The following is a 21,021-nucleotide window of genomic DNA, read 5'->3' as shown; positions in this document are numbered from 1 at the left end:
TTAATGGTAAATAGATTTTGTTATGAGCACATCCGATAAACTATTAACCGAGCATAATGCAAAGGTTGTTGTACTTGATTTTATTAATGCCTTAAACACCGAAAACTTTGAGGTGGCCAGGGCACAACTACATGATGATATGACTTTTAAAGGCGTTATGGGCGAAAGAAACGGCGCTGATATTTATATCGACGACATGAAAAAAATGAAATTTAAATACGATGTTAAAAAAGTGTTTTTAGATCAGGAGGATGTTTGTTTATGGTATGATATTAACATGGGTAAAAGCACGATATATGCCTGTGGCTGGTACCAGTTAGCCAACGAAAAAATTAAGTCGTTTCAGGTTATATTCGATCCGAGGCCTATTTTATAATTAGCAAACCTGTTTGAGTTTCTTCACGGTAAGGTGCTGTTTTTCCAACTGAAAAATAAACATTAAAAATTCATCCGTTTCACTAATCTCGATATTTTTTATGGTACCAGATTGAGTATTCCCGTCTGTAATCTCATCGCCTACTTTCAGTTCTAAAAGTGTAGAGGTAGGCAGGTTATCGTTTATTGTTATCATCACTAGAAGGTAAGTGCAAGGTAAAACAGGTGTTTTGAGGCGTAGAAGATACCTTAAGCGTTCCATTATGGGCATTGGCAATTTCTGATGCAATATATAAACCCAGACCAAGGCCTTTTTGATTGGGTTCTACTTCACCCCTGGAAAAAGGCTGAAACAACCTGTCCATGGCAACAGCCGGAATTTGTTTACCCTCATTGGTTACGCAAAGATTAAATTCTGTTTCGGTACTGAAAGCACTGATTTCGACTGTAGAATCTGATGGAGAATAATTTAAAGCATTGCCTAATAAATTAGAAAAAAGCTGTGCCAGTCGCTTTCCGTCTGCATGAACAGGATAAGCAAGATCAAAATTTAGCTTGATATCCCTCGATGGCCAAATGGCCTGCAACTCTTCTACCACCTGGAGCAGTAATTTCTCCAAATCTTCGTCAGGTGTTTTGCTGATGGTAATTCCCTCGCCTAAACGTCCACTGGCAAAATCGAGCATATTCTCAATCAAACCATTCATTCTGAAAGACGAATCTTTAATAATTTTAGTGATACGCCCACTGCGTTCATCTAAATTCAAACGTGATAAAAGTTGTGCACTGTTCGAAATGGCATTTAACGGATTTCGTAAATCATGACCCAGAATAGCAATAAACTGATCTCTTAAAACAGCTATTTCCTGTTCTTTTTTTAACTCCCGCTCCTTGTTAGCCAGTTCTTCCAGTGCATCTAAATGAAAGGCTATTAAATCGGCAAACATGGTAAACATACCAGTTACGGTCGGATTTTTCAGCTTGGCCGGTTTAGGATCAATGGCGCAAAGCGTACCGAAAAACTCACCATTTTTTAACGTAATAGGCACCGAGATGTAGCTCTGAAAGCCATACATTAATGGTGTATGGTGCTGTGCAAAATCAGGATCTTCATCCACGTGATCAATGATAACAGCATTTTTATGCTGCCTGATCTCGTTACAAATGGTTGTTTCCAGTTTGAGTTCGCTACCCACGCTTAATCCGAAGTTTATTTCATCATGAACGGCACAGGCTACCCAGCTATCTGATGTTACCCTAGCCACTGCCGAAAACCCCATACCTGTGGTTCTACAAACAATTTCTAAGATATGTGCAACAGCAGGAATCTGATTTATAAATTCAATATCTTCCAGGATGGTTTTACTAAAATTTTGCAATGCTAAACGGAATAATTTGTAGCAATTTACAAATATTTATTACAGGCAAAGGATAGAATTTAGCGTTATAACATAGCTTTTACACACATTGATCAATTTATTCCCGAATGGCGTATAAATCCCCTGTAATTACCGTCAAATTGTACAACATCATGTAAACAGGTAGTGCGTTGTACAGTCGCTGTGCACCTTATCCTGGAGATAAGGGAAGACAAAACAAAACCGTATTGATCAGGCGTTGAACTGAATATCAAAATCAATTACAAACCCCAATCAATACGGTCGCTTGTATTAGGCTTTTAGCAAAGCTGGTTTTTCGTGGTAGGTTCTCCAAAGTAACTCACCAAATAAGGTGTTCGACCAGGCGAACCAAGCCCTTGTAAAGTTCGCAGGGTTATCTTTATGAAAAGATTCGTGCATAAAACCTTTGCCAGCATGTGTTTTACGTAACATATCGATACAAGATTTAATCTCAGCATCATCTTTCGAGGTTAAGGCACGCATGGTGATACTCATTGGCCAGATCATATCCTGACCAGCGTGCGGTCCACCAATTCCCTCTGCAGCTGTACCTTTAAAGAAATATGGATTATCTTTAGAAAGGGCAAATTTCCGTGTATTTTGATAAATAGGATCTTCAATTTTCATCGCACCTAAATAAGGTAAACCCAGCAAGCTTGGTACATTAGAATCGTCCATCAGATACGAACTTCCAAAACCATCTACCTCAAAGGCGTAAATTTTACCATATTTCGGATGATTAACGATAGCATGTTTCTGTAGCGCAGCGCTCACTTCATCAGCCATGTTTAACAAACTACTTTCCAAAGCCTGATCATTCTGTAAGGCTTTAATCATTTCTGCGGCCTGTTTTAAGCTCGATACCGCAAAAAAGTTAGATGGAACCAGGAAAGGGAAAATGGTGGCATCATCACTCGGACGAAATGCTGAGCAGATTAAGCCCACCGGATTTACCGGAAAACCGTAACCGGCCATGGGTAGTGAATCTGTAGGTTGAGTCGTTTCCCGCTGAAAATGATAGGGTCCTTTATCCGCTTTTCGCTGTTGTTCTTTGAATGTTTTTAAAGTGGCTTCAATTCCTTTTTTCCAACTGGCATCAAAAGGTGTTTTATCGCCTGTTTTTTTCCAGTAGTGGTAAGCCAGGCGGATAGGATAACATAAAGAATCTATTTCCCATTTGCGTTCGTGCACTCCGGGCTGCATGGCCGTTTTATCTGTTTTCCACTCACCTACTTTGGTGGGGTCGCCATAAAAAGCATTTGCATAAGGATCTTTTAAAATACATTTAGTTTGATGGATAATTACGCCGGCTATTAATTTTTTAAGCGGTTCATCTTCATTTACAAACTGAAGATATGGCCAAACCTGCGCCGAACTATCGCGTAACCACATGGCATCAATATCACCGGTAATGACATAAGTATCTGGTCGGCCATCTTTTTCTGAATTGTAAACCGTAGTATCTAAAGTATTGGGAAAACAGTTTTCGAACAGCCAGGCCAATTCGGGATTTTTAACGTTTGCCTGGAAAGTTTTAATGGCAGCATCTACGGCTTTACTTTGAAAGTGTCGTTTTGCGGCAGCTACACGTACCACAGGAAATTCTGGTGCAAGATTAGCGGCAAAAGAAAATTTCGATGCGACAACTCCAGCGCCTAACAAACCTGTGTTTTGTATAAATGTTCTTCTTTTCATTATGATGGTTTATGATATTTTGGTTTAATTTCTACTAAACGAAATCTATCCATTATCGATGATGATAATAGTTGTGGTAAGATATTATTCGGTTAGCGCTTAACAAATATTATTATAATTTTTCGAACATCAAAATCATTATAGTCAATTAAACCATTCCTAAATCGATTTTCCTCTACAACACACAGAAACAGACTCGGATAGGATGCTGATGAAGCTAAAGGTAATAATTAAGTCAGTAAAAATAATTTTGAATGAGTATATTTAAATAACCAAACCTATTGTTATGAATGCTGATACCGTAACTTTATCTAAACGCATTTTATCTATCGATATACTACGCGGGTTAGTAATGATTATTATGGCGCTGGATCATACGAGAGATTTCTTTCATATCGGTGCCATGACCAGTGATCCGCTAAATCCCGATATCACCACAGGCATGTTATTTTTCACCCGTTGGATTACGCATTTTTGTGCACCAACCTTTGTTTTCTTATCAGGCTTATCAGCTTATTTATCGGCACAGCGCAAAACACCGGCGCAGGCAAGTTCTTTTTTATTAAAACGGGGTTTATGGCTAATATTGATCGAAATTGTGGTGATCACATTTGGATTGACCTTTAATCCATCTTACAATTTCATTATTCTTCAGGTCATCTGGGCAATTGGAAGCATTATGGTATTTCTGGCATTGGCCAGTCGCATGTCGTATAAGACCGTGCTCATAACCGGCCTGGTATTGGTTTTCGGACATAATCTTTTTAATTTATTCCCTGCGCCAACAGACCAAAATGGTGGTTTGATCTTAAAAGTATTTTTCACCGCGACAGGCACTGTGGTACCGCTTTCTGCCAATCATTTGGTTGGGGTATTTTATGCCATCCTTCCGTGGACGGGTGTAATGTTTGTAGGCTATGGAATTGGTGCCTGGTATAAAAAAGGTTACGTTGCTGAGCGCAGACAGCGCAATTTATTAATTATAGGTTTGCTCACTATATTTGTATTTATCTCCCTAAGGTTGATCAATATCTATGGCGATCCCGCGCCGCGAAAAGAATATCACGACTTTTTTAAGAATCTACTCGCCTTTTTTAATGTAACCAAATATCCACCTTCCTTACAATATACGGCCATGACTTTAGGTCCGGCGATGCTGTTTTTGGCTTTCACCGAAAACCTAAGAAACCGGTTCACCAGGATAACTTCTGTGTACGGAGCCGTGCCTTTCTTTTACTATGTACTGCATTTTTATCTGTTGCATACCCTGTTAATCGTGGTGTTTTTTGCCACAGGGCATCACACCAAAGAAATCATACAGGTTCCGTTTTTATTTAGACCAGCAGCATTTGGCTTTAGTTTACCAATAGTTTATTTGATATGGATTTGTGTGGTAGCCTCTCTGTATCTTCCATGCAGATGGTTTAAACAATATAAAGAAAAACACCGGCAATGGTGGTTAAGCTATATTTAAAACAAGAGTATGCATACTAAAGGCGATTTCACCCAGACGCTGTCATGTTTTTGTTTAACCTTTTTTCCATTTTATACCACAGCCAACAGCTTTAGTTGATACAATTGCAGGTTTTTTACCAATTGATAATTCGTTTACTGCATTTTTAACATACTCCACTTTGGTGCTGTTTGCTTCTTCCGGATCATTATCGATAGCGCCAATGTATTCCACTACATTTCCTTTGTCGGTTTTGTTCAGCACAAAAACATGTGGCGTTCTGGTTGCGCCAAACTGTTTGGTTACGACGTGATCGGGATCTAACAGATAAGGGAAATTTAATTTCTTTTCTGAAGCCAATGCCTGCATTTTCTGGAAGCTTTCATCAGGAACAGCTCCAGCATCGTTTGGATTAATGGCCACCACCGGATAACCCTTTGCGGCGTAAGTTGCATTTAAGGCCGAGATACGGTCTTGATAAGCTTTTGCCACGGGGCAAGTATTACAGGTAAAAACAACAATATAACCCTTTGCATCCTTATAATCGGCCAGGGCAACCATTTTGTTGTTTACGTTTTTAAGCGAGAAATCTTTAACTACATCACCCACTTTATAACCTTCAGTCTGTGCAAATGCGAATCCTGAGATCAGCATAAAAGCCATTAAAATTAATCTTTTCATTACGATCTATTTTAAGTTTAACAAAGTATTTTTCAGTTCAGTCTCTGTAAATTCCTTTTCGTAAAAATGCCTGCTTTTTTTGTTCACAAACAGTGTAGCCGGAATAGCACCAGACCATTTTTTGTCAACCCGTTCAATATACTGTTGCTGATCCGGTTCATTTAAAAGAAATACCTCCGCATTAATTTTATTGTTCAACACAAATGGAATCACTTCCTTTTGCAATTTTGATTTAAAATCCAAACTCACCAAAAGCACTTTAACCGGCTTTTTTAAATTGGCTAAACGCAATTTCTCGAAATTCGGCAACTCTGCCACACATGGCCCGCACCAGGTTGCCCAGAAATTGATTACATAGGTTGTATCTTTTCCATTGGCCATACGTTTATCCAGATCATCCAGTTTGAGCAATTTAACCTGCGCACTAACAGAATAAGTAATTAAAGATAAGCAGATTATGAAAAATATACGCATAGATGAATAACGAAATTTGGTGAAGATTGTTTTATTTTTAATGTCCGTCACCCTGAACTTGTTTCAGGGTCTTTAAAGAATAATACTCATCGTAATTCATTTTCACTAATAAGATGCTGAAACAAGTTCAGCATGACGACAAGTATAGGAATTAACTAATTCACCGATCCCGATTTTACCAATACCCTTTGGTAGGCAGGTAAAGTTAAATCATCAACAATTACACCTCTGGTCGTGCTGGCATGCACAAAAAAACCATTGTTGAGGTATACGCCTACATGATCTACATCATTGCCACCAAAAGAGAAAAACACCAAATCTCCTTCCTTTAAATTATCGATACTTTTACGTCTCACCACATTGGCCTGCTCGCGTGAAATGCGCGGAAGTGTAACCCCATAAATTTCTTTCTCCAATAAAAAAGCAAAACCAGAACAGTCAATTCCGCCTTTATCTAAACCACCAAAACGGTATTTAACACCTGTCCAGTCGGTAATGAAACGATAAAGTGGTTTGCTTTGTAAATTTGCCATCGCATCTGCCGCCTTTGAAGCTTTCGTATCACTTTTAACGGTGTATTTCCGGCTACCGCAAGACGAAAGAAAAACTATGAGTGTTATTAAGTAAAAAATATTTTTGAGGCGTAAGGCATAAGGTGGAAGGTTTAAGGTTATTTCCATCGTGTCAATTTTATGGTCACTAAATTGTTATTCTTATATTAAGCTTATTTTTCAGTGTAAGGCTTAGATTTTAATATTATTTCAAAGGCATCAATATTTTTGGTCTTGAGATACTTAAGCCTCAAACCTTACACCTAACTTCAGCCTTACACCCTAAACCTCTAACCTTTCCTAATTCTTAATCAATCGCTGTATTTCGTCCAATTTAAGCAAAGCTTCAACAGGAGTTAACGCATTTACATCCAAATTATTCAGCGTATCACGGATTTTCACTAGAACAGGATCATCGATGGCAAACATCTGTAACTGATAAGCCTGGTTCTGCACTTTTTTAATACTGTCTTTAATGCTTTGTCCCTCGGTTCTGTCTATTTCCAGTTTTTTCAGGATCTCATTCGCACGACCAATTAATTTTGTTGGCATCCCCGCCATTTTCGCTACGTGTATACCAAAACTATGTTCACTGCCACCTGGAACCAGCTTCCGTAAAAAGATTACCTTATTGGTCATTTCTTTTACCGATACATTAAAGTTTTTGATGCGCGGCATGGTATTGGCCAGTTCGTTTAGCTCATGGTAGTGCGTGGCGAACAATGTTTTTGGTCGCGCGGTTGGGTGCTGGTGTAAAAATTCGGCAATGGCCCAGGCGATTGAAATACCATCATAGGTACTGGTTCCGCGACCAATTTCATCGAGTAAAATCAAACTATCATCCGAAATATTATTCAAAATACTGGCAGTCTCATTCATTTCGACCATGAATGTACTTTCTCCTGAAGAAATATTATCAGATGCCCCTACGCGGGTAAATATCTTGTCTACAATACCTACTTCAGCATCTTTAGCCGGAACGAAAGAGCCCATTTGTGCCATCAATACAATCAGCGCGGTTTGTCTTAAAATGGCCGACTTACCCGCCATGTTGGGTCCGGTAATCATAATAATTTGCTGACTATCGGTATCCAGATACACATCATTAGTGATGTACTCCTGCCCTACAGGCAATTGTTTTTCAATTACCGGGTGACGGCCACCTTTAATGTCAAGCACCTTATTTTCGGTAACCTTAGGTTTGTTATAATGATTCTTAGCCGCCAATTGTGCAAAACACAATAAACAATCAAGCTGTGCAATTAAAAACGAATCGAGCTGGATCGGTTTAATGTAACTGGCTGTTTCGTACATCAGTTCATTATACAGGCGGATTTCAATGGCTTGTATCTTTTCCTCTGCACCTAAAATTTGATCTTCGTATTCTTTAAGCTCCGGTGTAATGTAACGCTCGGCATTTACCAGCGTTTGTTTACGGATCCAGCCTGCCGGCACTTTATCTTTGTGGGTATGTGTAACCTCTAAATAGTAACCAAAAACATTGTTGAAGGCAATTTTTAAAGATGGGATTCCGGTTGCTTCTGCTTCACGTTTCTGTATCTGCACCAGGTAATCCTTACCACCAAAGGCAATTTTACGCAAACGGTCTAAATCTTCATCAATGCCGTCGGCAATTACATTTCCTTTAATCAGCAATGCCGGTGGATCAGGCTGCAATTCCCTTTCAATTCTTTCCCTAATGGCCAAACATGGATTCAACTGATCCGCTATTTTAATCAGGAAAGGATTTTTAGAATCGGCAGCCAGTTTTTTAACGGCTTCAATATGGTAAAGTGCACGTTTTAATGCGACTAATTCTCTCGGACCAACACGTTGCAGACCAACTTTAGAAATCAGTCGTTCTAAATCGCCAATCTGTTTAATGTTACTTAAAAATTCCCCTTGTAGCTCTTCATGTTTTACAAAATACTCCACCATACCAAGACGTTCCTGAATAGGCTTCAACTCTTTTAATGGCATAATAATCCACTTCTGCAACAAACGTGCACCCATTGGCGTACAGGTATGATCCAGAATATCGAACAAGGTTACGGCGTTGTCGTTCGGCGAATTTACCAGCTCCAGGTTACGGATCGTAAAGCGATCTAACCACATGTAGCGGTCTTCTTCAATACGACCTATTGAACTGATATGCTGCAGATTACGGTGCTCGGTTTCGCCCAGATAGTGTAAAATTACACCTGCAGCTACAATTCCGCTCTGCAAACGTTCTACACCAAAACCTTTTAACGAAGAAACCTCGAAGTGTTTCATCAGCGTTTCGTTTCCGAAATCGCTTGTAAAAGGCCATTCGTCTAAACCAAAGGTGTAAAAACGATCGCCGAAGTTCTCGGTAAAGGCCTGGCGTTTCGATTTCTGAAAAATAACCTCTGTTGGCTTAAAACCCTGCAAAAGTTTATCAATATAATCGCTGTTACCTTGTGCAATTAGAAATTCACCTGTTGATATATCTAAAAATGAAACCCCCAGTTGTGTTTTATCAAAGAAAACACAGGCAAGGAAATTGTTCGATTTCTGATTGACTATGTTATCACCGTAAGCTACTCCGGGCGTAACCAATTCTGTTACACCACGTTTAACAATAGTTTTTGTAGTTTTAGGATCTTCGAGCTGATCGCAAATGGCCACGCGTTGTCCTGCCCTCACCAGTTTAGATAAGTAGTTATCCAAAGAATGATGTGGAAAGCCAGCCAGTTCTAAAGCACCGCCATTAGGGCCGGTACCTCTTCTGGTTAATACGATGCCTAAAATCTGTGCCGTTTTAATGGCATCTTCGCCAAACGTTTCATAAAAATCGCCAACCCTAAATAGTAAAAGTGCGCCCGGATACTTCGCTTTAATCGCGTTGTATTGCTGCATTAACGGGGTTTCTTTATTCGTGTCTTTAGCCAAAACTGAAATTAATTTACAAAAGCCATAAAGATAACACGAATAAGCATTTTACAGCTGTTTTGTTGAAAAGTTAAAAGATTGTTAGCAAGCTTGGTCGTTTTGCTTAAACGAGTAATGCATCGAATCGGTTATTGGTAGGCATAGTTGTTCATCAATTTAAATAACTAACCAGGATTAGAAATGAAAGGTGCTGTGCATTTCGGGGTGTGTAGTCCTGCTATCCGCTTTACTTCGTTACACTCGTGTTCGCTCCCATCAGGTTTAGGTATAATGGTCTGTTACCCAGTTGCATAATAATTTTCTTGCTTCAACAGTTAACCCTTTTTACAGTTTAAACAGTTAACTAGGTCTAGAAAATGAAGGGTGCTGTGCATTTCGGATCTTGTAGTCCTGCTATCCGCTTTACTTCGTTACACTCGTGCCCGCTCCTATCAGGTTTAGATACAATGGTCTGTTACCCGGTTGCATAATAATTTTCTTGCTTCAACAATTAACCCTTTTTACAGTTTAAACAGTTAACCATATTATCAACAATTAACCCTAATTCAAAACGTTTCCGGAAGTTGTGTGTTAATCTTATATAATTTACAACTAATATTTTAATTATGACGATCCAACTGAATACCGACAAAAGTTTAACTATCCACCAGGAATACGATGAAAAAATTCAAACGCAGTTAAATGAAGGTTTGAGCAGATATAGCGATTTAATTACACGTCTGGAGGTCCATTTATCAGATGAAAATGGCAGTAAAGATGGCTTAGATGATAAAAGATGTTTGTTAGAAGCCAGAATTACCGGAAAAGATCCTATTGCAGTTACCAATATGGGTAATACTTACGATTTAGCCATTACAGGCGCTTTAACGAAGTTAAAAAGTACATTGGAAAAAGTGGCTGGAAAAATGAAAAGTCACTAGTTTAATTAAACTTCAAAAAATAACTTTTCTAATAAATTGATTTGTGATAACTCAATATAATTAATCGTCATTTCGAGCGGAGTGCAACGAAGTCGAGAAATCTGTTATAGATCTCTCTCCCGAAAGTTCGGGACTAAGCTACAGTCGAGATGACGATTTTATTATGTACTTACTTTTTCTAATTCCTCAATATATCCCAAAAACAATTTTAAAGCTTTCCTTCTGTCGTCGGTAACATCAAATTGAAGCCGGTGATATAAATAATCTTCCAGATCGAAATTTTGCACTTCAGGTAGTTCCTTTAAAACGTCTTTTCTATGCTTCAGTCCAAATTTTAAAGCCGCGTTAAATTCGGCTTTAAACTCTTGCGAGATTTCTTTATTGGCTACCCAGGCCGCATACATAAAAGGCAATCCGGTAAAATTTTTCCATTCCTCACCCATGTCGTAGGCATAAGCGAAATCGTCTTTTTTACCAAAAGTTCGGTCACCTATTAAAACAAAAGCATCCGTTTTTGCAGTCGGATCTGTCGTAAATTCCACTTCCTTTTTCCAGTGGAACTTAAGCAATACTTTAGCCAAATTATTTGATGTACGCGAGTGGCTATCTAATCTGACCGTTTTAATTTCACGGGCCGGAACTTCACTAAAAATGAATACAGAGTTCACCCCTCCATCACTTCCGATACAATAATCGGCCACAATATTGGCATTGGGAACTAAAGGGATAGCCGCTACTGGCATCAAACCGATATCAACCTGACCGTTAATCACTTTGGCTGCACAATCTGAAGGGATATCTAAACTTAAATCAATTTTATTTATAATGTCCGAATGTGTTAATCCGTATATAAAAGCTTTGGTATTGGTATAGGCAACTGCCGATATTTTAATCTTATTCAAGGTGTTATTTACTTTTAATTGTTGCCGTCATGCTGAATTTATTTCAGCATCTGTCCTAAAAGATCCTGAAACAAGTTCAGGATGACGAACTGAGAAAGTTATTCAATTATTAAACCGTCTAAATGAATGGCACTGTTAAATTCAAGAACAGTAAATTTTCCATCCTCAAAACCCATTTTATAAAGCACGGTATTCTGATGTGGAAATTCAGTCATTTCGCTTAATGGTTTACCTAGTAACAAACATAAGAAAACGCGCATTGCCCTGCCGTGCATACACAGTAAAACTGTTTTTTCTTCAGGTCTGGTCATTAAAACTTCCATCGGTTGTTTTAAACGTTCGTAAACATCCTGAACGCTTTCGCCACCTTCGAAATGAGCCGTATAATCTCCGTCCTGCCAGCTTTGTAACATCTCACGGAAAGCATCGCGTGCAAGTTCCGTATTGGGTTGTCCTTCCCAAATGCCCCAGGCAAGCTCGTCTAAGCCTGAAAGTTTTTCCCAGGGTAATTTAGCATCTATAAATTTTTGAACGGTTTGCCAGGTACGTTTTAATTCGGAAGTATAAATCTTATCAAAAGGGATGTCTTTATACGTTTGGTAAAAGGCTTCAGCCTGTGCCCGGCCCAAATCATTTAAGTCAGAATTTATACCTCTGCCCTGTACTATGCCTTGTCTGTTAAGTTCCGTTTCGCCGTGGCGTATGATGTATATTTCTTTGACCATTAAAATGGGATTTTTAGGGTTATAAGATTGCAGGATTAACGTTTTTATTTATTGATTTTTGGATTTTGCGAAAAGTTGTTAAATCCTATCATCATAACAATCCTAATTCACTACCGGCAGCTTATAATACTGCGGTTTCTTTTCTTCTTCGAAAACTACATGCTCGAAATCGGTCACCACATTGTATAAAGTATCGCGTTCTATTGCCTTTCTGCCCACCTGTTTAATCAAATTCACCAGTTCTTTGGTGCTCATTGCAGGTGTTTGCTCTTCAGCACCAGCCATCGAGTATATTTTGGTGGTATCATCTAAAGTACCGTCAATATCGTCAACACCATAATTTAAGGATAACTGCGCAGTTTCGCGACTGATCATGGCCCAATAGGCTTTAATATGATCGAAATTATCCATGTAGATACGGGCGATGGCATAATTCCTTAAATCTTCAATCACTGAAGATTCTGGCACGTTGCTCATCTGGTTATGCTGATTTCTGAATTTTAAAGGGATAAAAGTCTGGAAACCACCTGTGCGATCCTGTAATTCACGTAGTTTTTCCATATGATCGACGCGATGCCAGTATTTTTCGATATGGCCATAAAGCATGGTGGCATTACTGCGCATACCCAGTTTATGCCATTCCTCGTGTATATCCAACCATTGCTGGCCTGTACATTTGTCTTTAGCAATCTGTTCCCTGATCTCAGGGTGAAAAATTTCGGCTCCACCACCTGGTATCGATTCTAATCCAGCCTCTTTCATCAAACGCATACCTGTTGCGTAATCAATTTTGGCTTTCTTAAAAATATAATGATACTCCACAGGAGTTAATGCTTTCACATGTAAATCGGGGCGATGCTGTTTAATTGCTGTAAATAAGGCAGCATAAAAGGCCACATCATATTGAGGAAGTACGCCACCTACAATATGTACTTCGGTTACCGGTTCTCCATCATATTTTTTAACGATATCGAGCATTTGCTCCATCGTTAAAGCCCATCCTTCTTCTTTTTGCTTGATTAAACGGGAATACGAGCAAAATTTGCAATCGTAAACACAAAGATTGGTCGGTTCTAAATGGAAATTCCGGTTGAAATAGGTTTTATCACCGTGTTTTTGCTCCCTGATAAAATTCGCCAGAACCCCCAGGTAGCCCAGTTCGGCATGTTCGTAGAGGTAAACGCCTTCGTCAAAGGTAATGCGTTCTCCGTGAAGAACTTTGTGTGCTATGTTTTGTAATTCAGTTGATAAATTGGTATCAGCTAATATTTTTTCAACTTGCTCAGTTGTATTCATTCCTGATTTATTTTGAACAAAAATACAATAATGAGGCGATTTGAAAATCATTTTCTTGTAACAAACCGCGATTTTAAGATAGCAATCGCTGTAATTAACCACAGATCAGGACAGATAAACACAGATTTTGATTGGGTATCCAGTTAAAAACTCATTTAAGCTTAATAATATCAGCCACGGAAACACGGAAGGCACAGAAAAATAACTGTCAAACTCCAGTATAAATTGATGTTTCCCCGCTTGACGGCCAGATATGTAAGACAAAACCTGATTCTAATTTATATCTGTGTTAATCTGTGGTTAAAAACCTACTATAAAACAGTCCAAGAGACTCCATGTAAATCCGTGTTTCCGTGGCAATCCTAAAAGACGGTAAACAAAAAAAGCACTTCTTTTCAGAAGTGCTTTCACTATATGTTTTTCGTAGGTAAATTTAATTATCTTGCTGCAGGTACAAACGTTAAAACGATGTTTGCAGTTTTGCCACCAAATTCGATTGGCGATTTTAAGATCATTTGTGTGCTAGAAAGATCAGTTAATACTAAACGGTAACCTTCTGTTACATTTTTAGCTTTATCACCTTCAAATATTTTCTTAAACTGGAAGGTTTGATCTTTAGGTGCTGCCGACCAGAAAATAGTTTGCATTACCGAACCACAAGCGCTTGATGCTGGCAAAGTATAAGAACCATTTCCGCTATTGGTTAAATTCCATGTACTTCCCTGAAAACATTTGTAAGATTTCTCTCCAAACAAACCTTGCACAGCGCCATCAGGCAATCCTTCTAAAGCTACATTACTCACCACCCATTCGCGAACCACTGTACCTCTGCTACCTGTTACACCTGCTGTTACTCTTTTTGCAGTATTACAACTTTGTAACATTACTAAAGTAGAACATGCTATTGCGATAGCTATAAATAATCTTTTCATTTTTGTTTAATTTAAATTTCGTCAAACTTGTTACATAAATCTTGCCAAAACCATTACGAACCTTAAATTAGCGCCAAATTATTAAATTACATCCCGATATTACTTCGATCAAAATAATGACCATGAAACCCGAAACCCTTGCTATTCACGCTTCTAATCTTGTAAAAAGCATTACAGGCGATGTCACTCCTCCTCTTAATCTGTCGACAACTTTTTTTCGCGATGCAGAAGGCGGCTATCCGGGCGGACACATGTATAGCAGGGTAAGCAATCCAAACCGGTCTGCTTTAGAAAACACTGTGGCCAAATTAGAATATGGTGAGGATGCAGCGGCTTTTTCTTCGGGGAACACCTGTGGTCTGGTTTTATTCCAGGCCTTAAAACCCGGCAGCCACATTATTGCGCCAGATGATATGTATTGGGGAATTAAAAAACAATTGCTTACTATTTTTAACGATAGTTTGGAATTTGACTTTATTGACCAGACCGATTTAGATCTGATACAAGCGAGCATCAGATCCAACACCAAACTGATCTGGATTGAAACGCCATCCAATCCTTTATTAAAAGTTACCGATATCGAAGAAATTGCTAAGATCGCGAAGGCGAAAAACATTACATTGGCCTGCGATAGCACTTTTGCTTCTCCAATTTTACAAAACCCAATTTTACTGGGTGCGGATATTGTGATGCACAGCAGCACCAAATACCTGGGCGGACACAGCGATGTACTCGGCGGAATTTTGGTAACGGCCAAAAAAGATGAGCTTTGGGAGAAAATCAAAAACATCCAGCAAACGGGTGGTGCGGTGCCTTCTCCTTTCGATTGTTTTCTATTAACCAGAAGTATTAAAACACTGGCTTACCGCATGAAAGGACACTGTGAAAATGGAAAGATTATCGCTGACTATTTAAACGCACATCCAAATGTTGAAGCTGTTTTTTATCCTGGATTAGAAAGTCACCCACAGCACGATATTGCAAAGAAACAAATGAAAGATTTTGGTGGGATGATGTCGTTCCTGGTTAAAGGAGATGTTGAGGCTGCCCATAAAGTGGTCAACAAAGTTCAGTTATTTGCGCAGGCGACCAGTTTAGGAGGTGTTGAAAGTTTAATCGAGCACCGTTATTCCGTAGAAGGCCCTGATAGTAAAACGCCTAAAAACCTACTCCGTATTTCTGTAGGTTTAGAACATGCAGATGATATTATCGCTGATTTAGCACAGGCGCTGGGTTAAAATATAATCCTATAAGGTCTTTAAGACCTTATAGGATTTATATATCTTATTTAGGGTTACAAATTGTGCTTAGTTTCAACGAATAATTTGCTTCCAATGGCTCATTAGTCTGTGCCAAACGTTGCGATCCTGTATTGGCCGGGCAGGCAATATCACCGGCAGCATCATATATCAATTTTGTTCCGCCAGCCAGTAATTCTTTTGGTACGTAAACCTGCACCCTGGTAATCGAATAACCCGAAGGGAAATAACGCACATAATAACCGTCTGGGTGTTTGGTCCAGATACCACTTGGTACATCGCTTCTTGGTGGCGCCATCCCCGCTATAATGGCATATTTTTCCATGTCTGCATAGGTATAATTTCCAGAAGCAACTAGCTGGCGGATATTATTTTCTGCTTCAAAAACGGCCCTCACACCTGCTGGCAATTGATCTTTGGCTTTTTCCATTACATCGAAAGGTAAAATGCCTAATGCACCACCTTCTAATTGGGTAAGTTGTTTTGGTGTTAATAATTTAATGGCAGTTACCTTAACCTGTCCATTAAAATCGGCAAATTTTGTTCTGGCAATGATCGTCCAGAGTAAAGCCTGAATATCATGTTGGTCTACATCAGGATGTTTTTCTGCGCTTTTCAGTATGGAAACCACAATTTCTTCCTTCGGACCTAAAACTGGTGCAAACATATAACCATCGCCTTTTGATGGTGCAAAAGTTCCGGCTTTTAAACAATAACTTTTATTGTTCATTTCGTATAAACCTTCGCAAAGTACAAAACCACCGTCTGGGTTTTTAGGCAATAAATATAATGGCTGGGCTTTTAAATTTAATGAATTAATAAAATCAGGTAGCTTTTCGCCTTCTCTGTTTACATCTTCAAAGCTGGTGGTAATGGCAGCGGGCTGTTTTAAAAACTTATCTACCCCTAAGGCTTTGGCACCCTGAGCAGTGCCTACTTTTAACAGTTTGTCTTTTAAACCTCCGAATTGGGCGTTTGCGCTGCTTAAACCTATTACAGTAAAGAGCAGGCCTAAACATAGGGCTTTTGTATTTTTCATCATGATTAAATTTAGATAGGTAACACAAACTTAGAATTTTAAGCGTTAATTTCTTATTAAAAGTTTCGCATTGTCATCACACCATAAAAATACACCATTCATTTTCAGTGCGTTAATGTAATTTCGAAATTTTATTTTGTGGATTAAAATTAAATTCAGACATTTGGAATATTATTTGGCAGAAAGCTAAATAAAAGTCAATCTTCACAGGTTGATTTATAAAGAAGTGGCGAGAGACTGGCTCGATGACCCACTGGCAACCCTCAGAAAGAGAAGGTGCCAATTCCTGACCGGATAACATGGTGTTATTTGGAGATATAAATTAGAACTGATGAAAACATTAAATCTTCAATCGCTAAGCGAACCCAGTGCTAACCTTAAAAAGGTAGAACGGACTTCTATTTCTTTTATTTGTTGCGAGATGCGTGCGATTACTTGTATGTGCTGTTGCATACAGTAATTTAAAAATCTTCCTTTTTTGTTTCTTTCAAATTGGAAGGTCCCGCGAAATCGGGATACGCCCTGTTAGGTTTTAGGATTACCCTAATTTCCACCTATCTAATCACACCAAAAAAAAAATAGAAATTATGTCAACATCATATAAATTTGAAACTTTACAATTACACGCTGGTCAGGAAATAGATCCTACAACTGGATCAAGAGCGGTTCCTATTTATCAAACCACTTCTTATGGCTTTAAAAATGCCGAACATGGGGCTAATTTATTTGCTTTAAAAGAGTTTGGAAATATCTATACCCGGATCATGAATCCAACCAACGATGTTTTCGAAAAACGTATTGCAGCTTTAGAAGGTGGTGTAGCTGCTTTGGCCGTGGCCTCAGGACAAGCCGCTCAATTTATAGCCTTAAACAACATATTAGAAGCTGGCGACAGTATCGTTTCTTCATCTCACATTTACGGTGGAACTTATAATCAGTTTAAAGTTGCTTTTAAACGTTTGGGTATACATGTCGATTTTGCTAATCCTGATGTGCCTGAAGAATTTGAAAACAAAATCACCGATAAAACCAAAGCAATCTTTTTAGAAACCATTGGCAATCCGGCATTTAGTGTTCCTGATTTCGAAAAAATTGCGGCCATTGCAAAAAAATATGATCTGCCATTAGTGGTCGATAATACTTTCGGCGCAGGTGGTTATTTGTTTAAACCCTTAGAGCATGGCGCCAATATCGTGGTCGAATCGGCAACGAAATGGATTGGTGGCCACGGAACCAGTATTGGCGGTGTAATCGTTGATGGTGGAAATTACAACTGGGGCAATGGAAAATTCCCGCAATTCTCTGAGCCTTCGGAAGGTTATCATGGCTTGGTTTTTAGCGATGTTTTTGGCATCGGCGGACCATTTGGCAATATCCAGTTTATTATCCGGGCCCGTGTAGAAGGATTAAGAGATCTTGGACCGGCCTTATCCCCTTTCAATTCTTTTCTTTTATTACAAGGATTAGAAACTTTATCGCTCCGCGTTCAGCGCCATGTAGATAATGCATTAGAATTAGCCACCTGGTTAGAAAACCATCCATTGGTTAAAGAAGTTCAATATCCTGGTTTGGCCAGCAGCAAATACAACAACCTGGCTAAAAAATATTTAAGCAATGGTTTTGGTGCAGTATTATCGTTCGAGTTGACTGGAAGCAAAGAAAACGCAACACAGGTAGTTGATAACTTAAAACTGGTATCGCATCTGGCCAATGTAGGTGATGCAAAAACACTGATCATTCAGCCTTCAGCCACAACACACCAGCAATTAAGCGAAACAGAACAATTGGCAGCGGGTGTTAAACCAAATGCCTTAAGGGTTTCAGTCGGCATTGAGCATATTGATGATATTAAAGCCGATTTCGAACAAGCGTTTGCCACCATTAAAGCTACCGCTCCAACAGCGCATTTACAAGCCTAACCGTTAATATTCCGAATACAACAAAACAATGAGTACAACATCAACATATCACTATAATAAACAGTTCAAATTAGAGAGCGGAAAAAAAATCCGTAACCTGCAGATTGCTTATCAAACTTATGGCAAATTAAATGCAAATAAAGATAATGTGATTTGGGTTTGCCATGCACTTACCGCCAATGCTGATGTTTTTGAATGGTGGGAAGGTTTATTCGGTCAAAACTCATTGTTCAATCCGGAAGAGCATTATATCGTTTGTGCCAATGTTTTAGGTTCGCATTATGGTAGCTCGAACCCATTAAGTACCAATCCGGTAACGGGCTTACCGTATTACCTTTCATTTCCTCAGTTTACCATCCGCGATTTAGTATCGGCACACCAGTTATTGGCATCGCATTTAGGTATTGATTATATTAAATTATTAATCGGTGGTTCGTTAGGTGGTCAGCAAGCTGTGGAGTGGAGTATTTCCGAACCGAATAAAATCGAAAACCTGATTTTGATTGCCACCAATGCAGCACATTCTCCGTGGGGAATTGCTTTTAACGAAAGTCAGCGTTTAGCCATTACTACCGACAGAACTTTTTATGCCAACCAACCTAACGGTGGCAGCAAGGGTTTAAAAACTGCCCGTAGCATTGCACTTTTAAGTTATAGAACATACAGTGCTTATGGCAGTACACAGGTAGAAAGTGTAAACGATAAGACAGATAATTTCAGGTCGTCTTCTTACCAGAATTATCAGGGAGAAAAACTGATCAACCGCTTTAATGCTTATAGTTATTATTATTTAACCAAAGCAATGGATAGTCATAATGTGGGCCGCAACCGTAAAAGTATCGCCGATGCATTAAAACTAATTACGGCAAATACATTAGTCATTGGTATTGAAAACGATGTGTTATTTCCACTGTCAGAGCAAAAATACCTGGCCGATCATATCCCTGGAGCAGAGTTTAGTGCCTTGCATTCGGATTATGGTCATGATGGATTTTTGATCGAAACAGATGCCCTGACTAACGTCATCGGAAACTTTATTAAGGAAAGCAGGAATAAAAAAATTATCAAATTACAGCATACGGCTTAGGGAGGTAGAAGGTTTAGGGTTTAGGGTTTAGGGTTTAGGGCGAAAACAACGAGAGCCGCTAAAATTTGCGCAATAAAAAACAAAAAATAATATAACATGCAGTTAATCGGTGTATTCCCGCTATCTGTATAATCAAGTCTAAAATAATGAGTAAGAATTTAAAAATCGGTTTATTTGGTTTCGGCGTTGTAGGGCAAGGTTTATTGGATATCATCCAAAGCCAGAACCTGAACCTGGAGATCATTAAAATCGCGATAAAAGACCCAAGAAAGAAGCGTACCCTTAATAAGGATCTGTTTACCACTGATCGCAACGAAATACTGAATAATACAGAGATCAATACGATTGTAGAATTAATTAATGATGCAGATGCGGCTTATGAAATCGTAACTACCGCATTAAAAAATGGTAAAAATGTAGTATCTGCCAATAAAAAAATGATCGCCACGCATTTGAAAGAGCTGGTAGATTTACAACAAGAGCTTGGTACTTCATTACTGTATGAAGGCGCTGTTTGTGGTAGTATTCCAATCATTCGAAATTTAGAAGAATACTATGATAATGAATTATTCCATGCTTTGAGTGGGATTTTCAATGGCTCATCTAATTACATCTTATCGAAAATATTTAACGAAAACCAAAGTTACGATTCGGCTTTAAAGGAAGCACAGGATTTAGGGTTCGCAGAAACCGATCCGATTTTAGATGTGGGCGGTTATGATCCAAAATATAAACTGGCCATTGCTACAGCACATGCCTATGGTTTGTTTGTAAATCCTGATGCCATTTTAAACATTGGTATACAGAACCTTTCTAACCACGACATTAAATATGCGCGTGAGAAAAACTTTAAAATTAAGCTGGTTCCTACTGCACGTAAAGTGAATACAAAAGACATTGTGACTTATGTACTACCTAAACTGGTAGCTAAGGATGATTTCCTTTACAACGTAGAAAACGAATACAATGCAGTTGCTGTTCAGGCGGCTTTTGCTGATAAACAGTTTTTCTATGGTAAAGGTGCGGGCGGCCACCCTACTGGTGCTGCTGTACTATCTGATATTGCCGCCTTGCGTTACGATTACCGTTACGAGTATAAAAAATACCACTCAGAAAACGGCGTAAAACATACGGAGGATATTCTGTTAGAAATCTACCTGCGTTATGCTGATGAGGATCTGATTACCCTATTGGAATTTGACAATATCAGCGAACGTTATGCTGCAAGCAGTTATAAATATGTGGTTGGAACGGTTAAGCTGGAAAGTTTAATTAAAAACCGCGACTTGCTTTTAGATGAATCTGTTTTTGTTGCCTACACCGGCAGACAGATTTACAAACAAGAGCAATTGAGTGAAAATGTTTTTGCCCAGGAATTGGCAAGCCTATAATTTATTTTT

General features: G+C 38.8%; 19 protein-coding genes and 1 riboswitch. Of the genes, 7 read left to right on the top strand and 12 right to left on the bottom strand.

Going from position 1 to position 21,021, the window contains the following annotated elements:
- The first annotated feature begins 22 nt into the window (after positions 1-22).
- Positions 23-376, top strand: a complete 354-nt coding sequence (locus tag CA265_08260) for a hypothetical protein (protein ARS39642.1) — start codon at positions 23-25, stop codon at positions 374-376.
- On the opposite strand, the gene CA265_08255 is transcribed toward CA265_08260, so the two are convergent.
- The 3 genes from CA265_08255 to CA265_08245 form a co-directional block, all read right to left on the bottom strand.
- Entirely contained in the window at positions 377-571 is a 195-nt protein-coding gene (locus CA265_08255) for a hypothetical protein (GenBank protein ARS39641.1), read from the bottom strand.
- Positions 552-1,754 (bottom strand): histidine kinase, encoded by a 1,203-nt coding sequence (locus CA265_08250; protein ID ARS39640.1) that lies wholly within the window; start codon positions 1,752-1,754, stop codon positions 552-554. The genes CA265_08255 and CA265_08250 overlap by 20 nt, the downstream gene beginning before the upstream one ends.
- Positions 1,755-2,045: 291 nt before the next feature.
- The gene (locus CA265_08245; GenBank protein ID ARS39639.1) at positions 2,046-3,470 is read right to left on the bottom strand and encodes a metal-independent alpha-mannosidase; all 1,425 of its coding nucleotides are present in this window, start codon (positions 3,468-3,470) and stop codon (positions 2,046-2,048) included.
- A 286-nt stretch (positions 3,471-3,756) separates the two neighbouring features.
- Here CA265_08245 and CA265_08240 point away from each other — a divergent pair, with 286 nt between their 5' ends.
- Positions 3,757-4,944, top strand: coding sequence for a hypothetical protein (locus CA265_08240; protein ID ARS39638.1), 1,188 nt, complete (start codon positions 3,757-3,759; stop codon positions 4,942-4,944).
- Positions 4,945-4,998: 54 nt separating this feature from the next.
- Here the strand turns inward: CA265_08240 and CA265_08235 are convergent, their stop codons facing one another.
- The 4 genes from CA265_08235 to CA265_08220 all read right to left on the bottom strand — a co-directional run bounded on the left by CA265_08235 (position 4,999) and on the right by CA265_08220 (position 9,542).
- Positions 4,999-5,604, bottom strand: coding sequence for a thioredoxin family protein (locus CA265_08235; protein ARS39637.1), 606 nt, complete (start codon positions 5,602-5,604; stop codon positions 4,999-5,001).
- A 6-nt stretch (positions 5,605-5,610) separates the two neighbouring features.
- Positions 5,611-6,078, bottom strand: a complete 468-nt coding sequence (locus CA265_08230) for a redoxin (GenBank protein ARS39636.1) — start codon at positions 6,076-6,078, stop codon at positions 5,611-5,613.
- Positions 6,079-6,233: 155 nt separating this feature from the next.
- Complete coding sequence (locus CA265_08225; GenBank protein ARS39635.1) at positions 6,234-6,758, bottom strand: hydrolase; 525 nt, start codon at positions 6,756-6,758, stop codon at positions 6,234-6,236.
- Positions 6,759-6,929: 171 nt separating this feature from the next.
- Positions 6,930-9,542 (bottom strand): DNA mismatch repair protein MutS, encoded by a 2,613-nt coding sequence (locus tag CA265_08220; GenBank protein ID ARS39634.1) that lies wholly within the window; start codon positions 9,540-9,542, stop codon positions 6,930-6,932.
- A gap of 605 nt (positions 9,543-10,147) precedes the next feature.
- On the opposite strand from CA265_08220, the gene CA265_08215 reads away from it, so the two are divergent.
- On the top strand, positions 10,148-10,462 hold the full coding sequence (locus tag CA265_08215; protein ARS39633.1) for a hypothetical protein: 315 nt from the start codon (positions 10,148-10,150) through the stop codon (positions 10,460-10,462).
- Positions 10,463-10,623: 161 nt separating this feature from the next.
- On the opposite strand, the gene CA265_08210 is transcribed toward CA265_08215, so the two are convergent.
- From CA265_08210 to CA265_08195, 4 genes are all read right to left on the bottom strand, one after another.
- Positions 10,624-11,364 (bottom strand): radical SAM protein, encoded by a 741-nt coding sequence (locus CA265_08210; GenBank protein ID ARS39632.1) that lies wholly within the window; start codon positions 11,362-11,364, stop codon positions 10,624-10,626.
- Positions 11,365-11,462: 98 nt separating this feature from the next.
- A complete protein-coding gene (locus CA265_08205) occupies positions 11,463-12,089 on the bottom strand; it encodes a histidine phosphatase family protein (protein ID ARS39631.1) in 627 nt (208 codons plus the stop codon).
- Positions 12,090-12,191: 102 nt separating this feature from the next.
- On the bottom strand, positions 12,192-13,385 hold the full coding sequence (locus CA265_08200; protein ID ARS39630.1) for an aminofutalosine synthase MqnE: 1,194 nt from the start codon (positions 13,383-13,385) through the stop codon (positions 12,192-12,194).
- A 437-nt stretch (positions 13,386-13,822) separates the two neighbouring features.
- Complete coding sequence (locus CA265_08195) at positions 13,823-14,269, bottom strand: hypothetical protein (GenBank protein ARS39629.1); 447 nt, start codon at positions 14,267-14,269, stop codon at positions 13,823-13,825.
- Positions 14,270-14,439: 170 nt separating this feature from the next.
- On the opposite strand from CA265_08195, the gene CA265_08190 reads away from it, so the two are divergent.
- Positions 14,440-15,555 (top strand): cystathionine gamma-synthase, encoded by a 1,116-nt coding sequence (locus CA265_08190; GenBank protein ID ARS42929.1) that lies wholly within the window; start codon positions 14,440-14,442, stop codon positions 15,553-15,555.
- A gap of 46 nt (positions 15,556-15,601) precedes the next feature.
- Here CA265_08190 and CA265_08185 read toward each other — a convergent pair whose 3' ends face one another.
- The gene (locus CA265_08185; protein ARS39628.1) at positions 15,602-16,615 is read right to left on the bottom strand and encodes a hypothetical protein; all 1,014 of its coding nucleotides are present in this window, start codon (positions 16,613-16,615) and stop codon (positions 15,602-15,604) included.
- Positions 16,616-16,828: 213 nt separating this feature from the next.
- Positions 16,829-16,939, top strand: a riboswitch (SAM riboswitch).
- A gap of 263 nt (positions 16,940-17,202) precedes the next feature.
- Between CA265_08185 and CA265_08180 the strand changes: the two genes are divergently transcribed.
- The 3 genes from CA265_08180 to CA265_08170 all read left to right on the top strand — a co-directional run bounded on the left by CA265_08180 (position 17,203) and on the right by CA265_08170 (position 21,012).
- A complete protein-coding gene (locus CA265_08180; protein ARS39627.1) occupies positions 17,203-18,534 on the top strand; it encodes an O-acetylhomoserine aminocarboxypropyltransferase in 1,332 nt (443 codons plus the stop codon).
- 28 nt (positions 18,535-18,562) lie between these two features.
- Complete coding sequence (locus CA265_08175) at positions 18,563-19,621, top strand: homoserine O-acetyltransferase (protein ID ARS39626.1); 1,059 nt, start codon at positions 18,563-18,565, stop codon at positions 19,619-19,621.
- Positions 19,622-19,767: 146 nt separating this feature from the next.
- Positions 19,768-21,012 carry a homoserine dehydrogenase gene (locus CA265_08170; protein ARS39625.1) on the top strand — a complete coding sequence of 415 codons (1,245 nt, stop codon included), beginning with the start codon at positions 19,768-19,770 and terminating at the stop codon, positions 21,010-21,012.
- Positions 21,013-21,021 lie beyond the last annotated feature (9 nt).

This window comes from Sphingobacteriaceae bacterium GW460-11-11-14-LB5, from assembly GCA_002151545.1.
In the GTDB taxonomy this organism is placed as follows: domain Bacteria; phylum Bacteroidota; class Bacteroidia; order Sphingobacteriales; family Sphingobacteriaceae; genus Pedobacter.
The sequence above is the reverse complement of the archived record's forward strand: the minus strand, read 5'-3'. Positions and strand labels throughout refer to the sequence as shown.